Annotated in this window: 10 protein-coding genes; 8 read left to right on the forward strand and 2 right to left on the reverse strand. The window is 68.6% G+C overall.

Going from position 1 to position 9,610, the window contains the following annotated elements; all coding sequences use genetic code 11:
• Window positions 1-22 precede the first annotated feature (22 nt).
• Complete coding sequence (locus A5663_RS17135) at window positions 23-1,396, forward strand: NAD(P)/FAD-dependent oxidoreductase (protein ID WP_068151604.1); 1,374 nt, start codon at window positions 23-25, stop codon at window positions 1,394-1,396.
• Window positions 1,397-1,404: 8 nt separating this feature from the next.
• Here A5663_RS17135 and A5663_RS17140 read toward each other — a convergent pair whose 3' ends face one another.
• Window positions 1,405-1,827, reverse strand: a complete 423-nt coding sequence (locus A5663_RS17140; protein ID WP_369816655.1) for a PaaI family thioesterase — start codon at window positions 1,825-1,827, stop codon at window positions 1,405-1,407.
• 56 nt (window positions 1,828-1,883) lie between these two features.
• Here A5663_RS17140 and A5663_RS17145 point away from each other — a divergent pair, with 56 nt between their 5' ends.
• Window positions 1,884-2,261: a rhodanese-like domain-containing protein gene (locus A5663_RS17145; protein WP_068151606.1), complete on the forward strand. Its 378-nt coding sequence runs from the start codon at window positions 1,884-1,886 to the stop codon at window positions 2,259-2,261.
• 177 nt (window positions 2,262-2,438) lie between these two features.
• Here A5663_RS17145 and A5663_RS17150 read toward each other — a convergent pair whose 3' ends face one another.
• Window positions 2,439-3,212: an iron reductase gene (locus A5663_RS17150; RefSeq protein WP_068151611.1), complete on the reverse strand. Its 774-nt coding sequence runs from the start codon at window positions 3,210-3,212 to the stop codon at window positions 2,439-2,441.
• Window positions 3,213-3,384: 172 nt separating this feature from the next.
• Between A5663_RS17150 and A5663_RS17155 the strand changes: the two genes are divergently transcribed.
• From A5663_RS17155 to A5663_RS17180, 6 genes are all read left to right on the forward strand, one after another.
• Window positions 3,385-3,801, forward strand: a complete 417-nt coding sequence (locus tag A5663_RS17155) for a BlaI/MecI/CopY family transcriptional regulator (RefSeq protein WP_068151616.1) — start codon at window positions 3,385-3,387, stop codon at window positions 3,799-3,801.
• A gap of 14 nt (window positions 3,802-3,815) precedes the next feature.
• Complete coding sequence (locus A5663_RS17160; RefSeq protein WP_068151619.1) at window positions 3,816-4,763, forward strand: M56 family metallopeptidase; 948 nt, start codon at window positions 3,816-3,818, stop codon at window positions 4,761-4,763.
• Window positions 4,764-4,814: 51 nt separating this feature from the next.
• Window positions 4,815-6,278, forward strand: a complete 1,464-nt coding sequence (gndA, locus tag A5663_RS17165) for an NADP-dependent phosphogluconate dehydrogenase (protein ID WP_068151622.1) — start codon at window positions 4,815-4,817, stop codon at window positions 6,276-6,278.
• 47 nt (window positions 6,279-6,325) lie between these two features.
• Window positions 6,326-7,762, forward strand: coding sequence for a GuaB1 family IMP dehydrogenase-related protein (locus A5663_RS17170; protein WP_068151625.1), 1,437 nt, complete (start codon window positions 6,326-6,328; stop codon window positions 7,760-7,762).
• A 202-nt stretch (window positions 7,763-7,964) separates the two neighbouring features.
• Window positions 7,965-9,326 (forward strand): hemolysin family protein, encoded by a 1,362-nt coding sequence (locus A5663_RS17175; RefSeq protein WP_068151626.1) that lies wholly within the window; start codon window positions 7,965-7,967, stop codon window positions 9,324-9,326.
• Window positions 9,319-9,610 (forward strand): CNNM domain-containing protein (locus A5663_RS17180; protein WP_156744519.1); only part of this gene is annotated, 292 nt, incomplete at its 3' end. The genes A5663_RS17175 and A5663_RS17180, both read left to right, overlap by 8 nt.

The following is a 9,610-nucleotide window of genomic DNA, read 5'->3' on the forward strand; positions in this document are numbered from 1 at the left end:
TGACACCGTCGAGGAGCCCAACATGAGCCATCCCGGAGCCACTGCATCAGATCGGCACAAGGTCGTCATCATCGGATCAGGGTTCGGCGGGCTGACCGCTGCCAAGAAGCTGAAGCGCGCCGATGTCGACGTCAAGCTGATCGCCAAGACCACCCACCACCTTTTCCAGCCGCTGCTGTATCAGGTGGCGACGGGCATCATCCCGTCCGGCGAGATCGCCCCGCCGACGCGGATGATCCTGCGCAAGCAGAAGAACTGTCAGGTGCTGCTCGGCGACGTCAACCACATCGACCTCGCCAGCCGGACGGTCAAGTCCGAGCTGCTCGGCCACACCTACGTCACTCCGTACGACACGTTGATCGTCGCTGCCGGCGCGGGCCAGTCCTATTTCGGCAACGACCATTTCGCCGAGTGGGCGCCCGGCATGAAGTCCATCGACGACGCGCTGGAGTTGCGTGCGCGCATCCTCAGCGCGTTCGAACAGGCCGAGCGCTCGAGCGACCCGGCCCGCCGCGAGAAGCTGCTCACGTTCACCGTCGTCGGCGCCGGCCCGACCGGCGTCGAAATGGCCGGGCAGATAGCCGAATTGGCGGACCACACACTCAAAGGTGCGTTCCGCCATATTGATTCGACGACGGCGCGGGTGATCCTGCTCGACGCGGCCCCCGCGGTGCTGCCCCCGATGGGTGAGAAGCTCGGCTGCAAGGCGCAGGCGCGGCTGGAGAAGATGGGCGTCGACATCCAGCTCAGCGCGATGGTCACCGATGTGGACCGCAACGGCATCACGGTCAAGGACTCCGACGGCACGATCCGGCGCATCGAGTCGGCGACGAAGGTGTGGTCGGCCGGTGTGCAGGCCAGCCCGTTGGGCCGCGACCTCGCCGAGCAGTCCGATGCCGAAGTGGACCGGGCGGGACGCGTCCTGGTGCAGCCCGACCTGACGATCCCCGGTCACCCGAACGTGTTCGTGGTGGGCGACATGGCCCACGTCGAGGGCGTGCCCGGCCAGGCGCAGGGAGCGATCCAGGGCGGCAGGTACGCCGCCAACGCGGTCAAGGCCGAGCTCAAGGGCGCCGACCCCGCGCAGCGCGAGCCGTTCCAGTACTTCGACAAGGGTTCGATGGCGACGGTGTCGCGGTTCTCCGCGGTCGCCAAGATCGGCCCGCTCGAGTTCGGCGGCTTCATCGCGTGGCTGGCCTGGCTGGTGCTGCACCTGGTGTACCTGGTCGGTTTCCGCCGCAAGATCACCACGCTGCTGTCGTGGACGGTGACGTTCCTGTCGACGCAGCGCGGCAACCTGACCATCACCGAGCAGCAGGCCTACGCTCGCACCCGGATCGAGGAGCTCGAGGAGATCGCCGCGGGCGTCCGAGACACCGAGAAGGTGGCCGGCTAGTAGCAGCGCTATTCGGCGGGCATGTTCTGCAGCCGCACCTGGCCGCGCGCGACGAGCTTGTCGTTGTCGTCGGTGATCGTGATCTGCCACAGCTGCTGACGGCGGCCCCGGTGCACGGGCGTGGAGACCGCGGTGACCGTGCCCGACGAGATGGCCCGCAGGAAGTCGGTGTTGTTGTTGACGCCGACGACGTGTCCTCCGCCGTTCTCCGCCAGCCAGACGGCGGCCGAGACACTGGCCAGGCTTTCCACGATCGAGCAGTACACGCCGCCGTGCACGATGCCGTACGGCTGCAGCAGCTTGTCGTCGATCTTCAGCTGTGCGCGGCCGCCGTCGGGGCTGATTTCCAGATAGGTGAGGCCGAGCTCGCTGTCGAAGCCCTTGCCCAGTTCGGAAAACAGGTCTGCGGTCGCATCGGGGGTCACGCGAATGTGTCTACACGCCCATCGGCTCCCTGGGCGCGCCGGGGCGGGAGTTAGGCTCGGCCATGGCCAAGACCGCGAAAGACCTCGTTGCAGAAGCCAATGCCGTGGTGCCGAAGATCTCCCACGCCGAAGCCCAGGAGCTGATCGCCAAGGGAGCGTTGGTCGTCGACGTGCGCGACGCCCCTGAACTCGAGAGCAGCGGCAAGGTGGCAGGTGCCGTCCATGTGCCGCGCGGCATGCTCGAGTTCCGTGCGGACCCGGAGTCGCCGTACCACGACGAGCATTTCGCCAAGGACAAGCCGGTGATCGTGTACTGCGCGTCCGGCGGACGCTCGGCATTGTCGGGTCGGGCCCTCAAGGAACTCGGCTACGCCGACGTCTACAACCTGGGCGCGTTCAGCGACTGGGCCGAAAGCGGAGGCGCCGTCGAAACAGGCTGACTTACAACGGTTTTCGAGGTGTCTCTCGAAGAAGTGCCGTGCATGCGGACGGGCCCCACACCAATGGTGCGGGGCCCGTCCTCCGTGTGGACCGGGGGTCTCTGCAGCCCTCAGGACTCCGGCGCGGTCCGGTGGTTCTCGGTTGGAACTCTGCGGATCAGCATAGGCAAGGCTGCCCTAATTAAGCAAGACCTTCCCCCCTACTCTGGAAGCGCCTCGCACCGGTAGGCCGAAGCCCATGAACGCGTCCAGCACCGCTTGGCCGCGCCGCATGCTCGTCCACTCGCTCGTCCCGGCGAGCAGCGGAACCTGCGTCGCCGCGCCGACGACGGATCCGCCGACGACGTGCCACATCGCAGCGACCGACATGGCGCCCCCGCTGATCTCGCTCAGCTTGGCGAACAGCGGAGCCAGCGCGCGGTGACTGCGGTGCGCGATCCACGTCGTCAGCGCCGCTTCGCTGGGCAGCGCCACGATGCCGTCGCGCGCCGAGGGGCCGGAGCGGTCCGGTCCGTGGGCGAAATGTGGATCGTCCGGGAGGGCCCGCAGGGTGGCGTCGACGACGCCGACCCAGTCGATGGCACCCTCCGAGTCGACGTGCACCCACAGGTTCTCCAGGCCGGTGTCCCAGGCCCGGCCCTCGAGCACGAGCAGCGGCACCACCCGTCCGATGACGACGTGCGCGAGCGTGGCCGCCAACTGATGGGCCACCGCACCCCGACTGTCGGTCTCCTCGGCGGCCAGGTCGAACATGGCCTTCAGTCGGTCGGTGGTCAGCGCCTCGGCCAGCGGCCACCATCGCCGCCGGGACAGATCGCCCATCACCGCCACTCCGTACACCCGCGGACATTCGGGGTAGAGGTCGCGAAGTCGTCGACTCGACTCGTGCAGCGGCAGCGTCCTGCGGATTGCCATGCTCGCGATGAGCGGATCGTCGACCAGAACCGTCATGAGGCCTCCCTATTTGGAGTTAGGTAAGCCTTACTATAGTCAGGGTGCCAACGAGGGCCAGACCCTGTGACTGCTCTCACACGGGGGTCGGCCAGCTATCCGGCGAACGAATACGACACACGGTAGTAACCCGTAGTACCCTGGATCTACAGCCTCTAGGAGATGAACCGACATGGCGAAGTTGACGCGTCTAGGGGAACTGGAACGCGCAGTGATGGATCACCTGTGGTCCACGCGCGAGCCCCAAACCGTGCGCCAAGTTCACGAGGCGCTTTCCGCACATCGCGACTTGGCTTACACCACGATCATGACCGTGCTGCAACGGCTGGCGAAGAAGAACCTCGTCGTGCAGCACCGCGATGACCGCGCCCACCGTTACGCGCCCACCCACGGCCGCGACGAACTGGTTGCGGGCCTGATGGTCGACGCGCTCGACCAGGCTGCCGACTCGGGCAGCCGGGAAGCGGCTCTGGTGCATTTCGTCGAGCGTGTCGGCGCCGACGAAGCGGCGGCGCTGCGTCGCGCGTTGGCCGAACTCGAAGACAAACATCGCGTTACGTCGTCCGCTGGTAATCCGGGCACCGGCTGAGGGAGACTTACGGCGTGTCCGCGCTGGCCTTCACCGTTCTGGCACTGGTCCTGTGCGGACCGGTGCCCGCGATGCTGGCGCGCGCCTCATGGCCCTTCCGCGCGCCTCGAGCGGCCATCGTGTTGTGGCAGGCGATCGCCATGGCGGCCGTCCTGTCGGCGTTCTCGGCCGGCATCGCGATCGCCAGCCGGCTGCTGACCCCTGGCGATGACGGCCTGCCCACCACCACCGTGACCAACGAGATCGCCGTTCTGGGCTGGCCGCTGTGGACCGCCTACGTCGTGGTTTTCGCTCTGACGGCGGTGATCGGCGCTCGCTTGATCACCTCGGTCCTGCAGGTGGCGATCGCCACCCGGCGCCGTCGCGCGCACCATCGCATGGTCGTCGACCTCGTCGGTAAGTCACAGAAGTGGGCCCACGTGGCAACCGGGGACGGGTTGCGAATCCTCGACGTGGCGCAACCGCTGGCCTACTGCCTGCCCGGAGTGCGCAGCCGCGTCGTCCTGAGCGAAGGCGCCCTGTCGACGCTGGCGGACAACGAACTGGCCGCGATTCTCTCGCACGAACGCGCGCACCTGCGGGCCCGCCACGATCTGGTCCTCGAGATGTTCACCGCGGTGCACGCGGCGTTCCCCCGCTTCGTCCGCAGCGCAAGCGCACTGGACGCGGTGCGTCTGTTGGTCGAGATGCTCGCCGACGACGCCGCGGTGCGCGCCGCCGGTCCCACGCCCCTGGCCCGCGCGCTGGTCGCCTGCGCCGCCGGTCGCGCGCCGTCGGGCGCCCTGGCGGCGGGCGGGCCGACCACGATTCTGCGGGTGCGTCGCCTCGGCGGTCGGCCCAACAGCCTGGCGCTGGCCGCCGGCGCATACGCGGCGGCCGCGGCTGTACTGGTCCTGCCGACCATCGCGGTGGCCCTGCCCTGGCTGACCGAACTGCAACGGCTCTTCACCGCTCACGGATGAGCCAGGCTCTACAAACGTTCCCCCACAACAGAACAACGAAAGGCTGCCCGAATGAGCTCTGATGCTTCCGCTGCGACCACCGGTACCGCTCAGATCGGGGTCACCGGCCTTGCCGTCATGGGCTCCAACATCGCGCGAAACTTCGCCCGGCACGGCTACACCGTCGCGCTGCACAACCGCTCGATCGCCAAAACCGACGCGCTGCTGCGAGACCACGGCTCGGACGGCGAGTTCGTGCGCAGCGAGACGATCGCCGAGTTCCTCGACGCGCTGGAGAAGCCGCGCCGGGTGCTGATCATGGTCAAGGCCGGAGACCCCACCGACGCGGTGATCAACGAGCTCGCCGATGCGATGGAAGAGGGCGACATCATCATCGACGGCGGCAACGCGCTGTACACCGACACGATCCGCCGCGAGAAGGCGATGCGTGAACGCGGTCTGCACTTCGTCGGCGCCGGCATCTCCGGTGGCGAAGAGGGGGCGCTGAACGGGCCGTCGATCATGCCGGGCGGCCCCGCGGAGTCCTACAAGTCGCTCGGCCCGCTGCTCGAGGAGATCTCCGCGCACGTCGACGGCGTGCCGTGCTGCACCCACATCGGGCCCGACGGCGCCGGCCACTTCGTGAAGATGGTGCACAACGGCATCGAGTACTCCGACATGCAGCTCATCGGCGAGGCCTACCAGCTGCTGCGCGACGGGCTGGGCAAGTCGGCCGGGGAGATCGCCGACGTGTTCGACGAGTGGAACAAAGGCGACCTGGACAGCTTCCTGGTGGAGATCACCGCGAAGGTGTTGCGTCAGACCGACGCCAAGACCGGCAAGCCGCTGGTCGACGTCATCCTCGACGAGGCCGAGCAGAAGGGCACCGGCCGCTGGACGGTGAAGTCGGCGCTCGACCTCGGCGTGCCGGTCACCGGTATCGCCGAGGCGGTGTTCGCGCGCGCGTTGTCCGGGTCGGTGACCCAGCGCAAGGCGACGACCGGGCTGGCCTCCGGCGATCTCGGCGAAAAGCCCACTGACGCAACAAAATTCACGGAAGATGTCCGCCAGGCCCTCTACGCGTCGAAGATCATCGCCTACGCGCAGGGCTTCAACCAGATCCAGGCGGGCAGCGCCGAGTACGACTGGGGCGTCACACCCGGCGACCTGGCCACCATCTGGCGTGGCGGCTGCATCATCAGGGCCAAGTTCCTCAACCGGATCAAGGACGCGTTCGACGAGAACCCTGACCTGCCGACGTTGATCGTGGCGCCCTACTTCCGCAGTGCGATCGAGGCGGCGATCGACAGCTGGCGACGCGTCGTCGTCACCGCCACCGAACTCGGCATCCCCATCCCCGGTTTCGCTTCGGCGCTGTCGTACTACGACGCGCTGCGTCAGGAGCGGCTGCCCGCCGCGCTGACCCAGGGGCTGCGTGACTACTTCGGCGCGCACACCTACGGCCGCATCGACGCCGACCCCGCCAAGCGGTTCCACACCCTGTGGAGCGGCGACCGCAGCGAGGTCGAGGCGTAGATTCCGTCTGCCCGGCGGGCGGATTCGGCGCACTACACTCGGCAGAGATGCGCTTTCTCGACGGCCACCGACCCCCGTATGACCTGACGTACAACGACGTCTTCATCGTTCCGGGACGCTCCGACGTCCTGTCTCGGATGGACGTCGACCTGTCGACCTCCGACGGCTCGGGAACCACCATCCCCGTCGTCGTGGCGAACATGACCGCGGTCGCCGGCCGCCGGATGGCCGAGACGGTCGCCCGTCGCGGCGGCCTCGTGGTGTTGCCGCAGGACCTGCCGGTCTCCGCGGTGAAGGAGACCGTCGAGTTCGTCAAGACCCGCGATCTCGTCGTCGACACCCCGGTCGTGCTCTCCCCCGACGACTCGGTGTCGGACGCGACGGCGCTGATCCACAAGCGCGCGCACGGCGCGGCGGTCGTCGTGTTCGAGGGCAGGCCGATCGGGCTGGTCACCGAGGCCAACTGTGTGGGCGTGGACCGCTTCACCCGGGTGCGCGACGTGGCGGTCTCCGACTTCGTCACGGCTCCGGTCGGGACCGAGCCGCGCAAGGTCTTCGACCTGCTCGAACACGCGCTCATCGACCTCGCCGTGCTCACCGAGACCGACGGAACGCTCGCCGGCGTGCTCACCCGCACCGGCGCGGTGCGAGCGGGGATGTACACACCGGCGGTCGACGCCAGGGGGCGGTTGCGCATCGCGGGCGCGGTCGGCATCAACGGCGACGTCGGCGCCAAGGCGCGCAGCCTCACCGAAGTCGGGGTCGACCTGATCGTGATCGACACCGCGCACGGCCACCAGCAGAAAATGCTCGACGCGATCGAAGCGGTCGCCTCGCTGGACCTCGGGCTGCCGCTGGCCGCGGGCAACGTCGTCTCCGCCGAGGGCACCAGGGACCTGATCAACGCGGGAGCTTCGATCGTCAAGGTCGGCGTCGGGCCTGGCGCGATGTGCACCACCCGCATGATGACCGGCGTGGGTCGGCCCCAGTTCTCCGCGGTCGTCGAATGTTCGGCAGCGGCAAGGGAATTGGGCGCTCACGTGTGGGCGGACGGCGGTATCCGGCACCCGCGCGACGTGGCGCTTGCGCTGGCGGCCGGCGCGGCCAACGTGATGATCGGCTCGTGGTTCGCGGGCACCTACGAGTCTCCCGGCGACCTTATGCGTGACCGCGAGGACCAGCCGTACAAGGAGAGCTACGGCATGGCGTCCAAACGCGCCGTGGCGGCCCGCACCGCAGGCGACGGAGCGTTCGACCGGGCGCGTAAGGCCCTGTTCGAGGAGGGCATCTCGACATCGCGGATGGGTCTCGATCCGTCCCGCGGCGGGGTCGAGGACCTGCTCGACCACATCACCTCCGGCGTGCGCAGTACCTGCACGTACGTCGGTGCAGCGAACCTGTCCGAGCTGCACGACAAGGTGGTGCTCGGGGTGCAGTCGGCGGCCGGCTTCGCCGAAGGACATCCGCTGCCCACCGGTTGGTGAGCCCGCCCCCGGCCTGTCACCCGTTACCATGGGTTTTCGTCACTCCTCTACGCGAAAGGGATCCCGTGCCGCAGGCACCCGTCGAGGCCCGGGTTTCAGAGGGGGCCTTCCGGGCCGAGCGGCCCGACCGCGAGCCTCCCGACGCCGAGCCCTCCTCTAGAGGGCCGGGCAGCAGGCCCGGCACCCGCGCACGGAGAGTCCGATGACGGTCGCGACAACGCTGCTGTCGCTGCTGGCGTTCGCGTTGCTGACCGCAGGCACCGCGGTGTTCGTCGCCGCGGAATTCTCGTTGACCGCGCTCGAGCGCAGCACCGTGGAAGCCAACGCGCGCAAGGGCGACCGCCGCGACCAGATGGTCCGTCGAGCGCACCGCACGTTGTCATTCCAATTGTCCGGCGCCCAGGTGGGCATCTCGATCACCACGCTGGCGACCGGCTTCCTCGCCGAACCGGTGGTGGCCCGGCTGATCCATCCCGGCCTGGACGCCATCGGGGTGCCGCCACGATTCACCGGCGGGCTGGCCCTGGTGCTGGCCATCATGATCGCCACCTCGTTGTCGATGGTCTTCGGCGAGCTGGTGCCGAAGAATCTCGCCGTCGCGCGGCCGGTGACGACCGCGCGCTGGTCGGCCGCGCCCCAGCTGCTGTTCTCGGCACTGTTCACGCCGCTGATCCGGCTGACCAACGGGACCGCCAACACGATCCTGCGCCGGCTGGGCATCGAGCCGGCCGAAGAGCTGCGCTCGGCCCGCTCTCCGCAGGAACTGGTGTCGCTGGTGCGCAGCTCGGCTCGCAGCGGCGCGCTGGACCAGACCACCGCGGTGCTGGTGGACCGGTCGCTGCGGTTCGGCGACCGCTCCGCCGAAGAGCTCATGACGCCGCGGCAGAAGATCGAGGCGCTGGAGGCCGACGACACCGTCGCCGACCTGGTGAGCGCCGCGATCAGGACCGGTTATTCACGCTTCCCGATCATCCGGGGTGATCTCGACGAGACGATCGGGATCGCACACGTCAAACAGGTGTTCGAGGTGCCCGCCGGCAAGCGCGACGCCACCCGGTTGGCCGGTCTGGCGTTGCCGGTCGCGAGGGTGCCCTCCACGCTGGACGGGGACACGCTGATGACGCAGATCCGCGCCAACGGGCTGCAGACCGCGCTGGTGGTCGACGAATACGGCGGCACCGCGGGGATGGTGACCGTGGAGGACCTCATCGAGGAGATCGTCGGCGACGTCCGCGACGAGCACGACGACGAGGCACCGGATGTGGTGCCCGCGGGCGGCGGTTGGCAGATCTCCGGGCTGCTGCGCATCGACGAGGTCGCCGGCGCCACATCGTTTCGCGCCCCCGAGGGCGATTACGAGACGATCGGCGGCCTGATGCTCGAGAAGCTCGGGCACATCCCCGAGGAGGGCGAGTCGGTCGAGCTCGACGCGTTCGATCCCGACGGGCCGCTCGACGACCCCAACCGCTGGCTGGCGACCGTACTGCGGATGGACGGGCGGCGCATCGATCTGCTCGAGCTGACCGAGCTGGGCCGCCGCGGGGACGGGCACCACGATGGGTGACTTCCTCGGCGTGCTGCTGACGGTGCTGCTGCTTGCCGTCAACGCGTTCTTCGTCGCGTCGGAGTTCGCGCTGATCTCCGCGCGCCGTGACCGGCTCGAGGCATTGGCCGAGCAGGGCAAGAAAAGCGCGGTCGCGGTGATCCGCGCGGGCGAGCGCCTGTCGCTGATGCTGGCCGGTGCGCAGTTGGGCATCACGATCTGCTCGATCCTGCTCGGCCGCGTCGGTGAGCCCGCGGTGGCACATCTGCTGGAGAAGCCGTTCGACGCCGTCGGCGTCTCCGACG

It is taken from the genome of Mycobacterium sp. E740, assembly GCF_001672895.1.
GTDB lineage: Bacteria > Actinomycetota > Actinomycetes > Mycobacteriales > Mycobacteriaceae > Mycobacterium.

Coding starts and splice junctions, on each gene's coding strand:
- A5663_RS17155 (WP_068151616.1), top strand. CDS start 3,385: ATGGCGAAGTTGACGCGTCTAGGGGAACTGGAACGCGCAGTGATGGAT.
- A5663_RS17145 (WP_068151606.1), top strand. CDS start 1,884: ATGGCCAAGACCGCGAAAGACCTCGTTGCAGAAGCCAATGCCGTGGTG.
- A5663_RS17170 (WP_068151625.1), top strand. CDS start 6,326: ATGCGCTTTCTCGACGGCCACCGACCCCCGTATGACCTGACGTACAAC.
- A5663_RS17175 (WP_068151626.1), top strand. CDS start 7,965: ATGACGGTCGCGACAACGCTGCTGTCGCTGCTGGCGTTCGCGTTGCTG.
- gndA (WP_068151622.1), top strand. CDS start 4,815: ATGAGCTCTGATGCTTCCGCTGCGACCACCGGTACCGCTCAGATCGGG.
- A5663_RS17150 (WP_068151611.1), bottom strand. CDS start 3,212: ATGACGGTTCTGGTCGACGATCCGCTCATCGCGAGCATGGCAATCCGC.
- A5663_RS17135 (WP_068151604.1), top strand. CDS start 23: ATGAGCCATCCCGGAGCCACTGCATCAGATCGGCACAAGGTCGTCATC.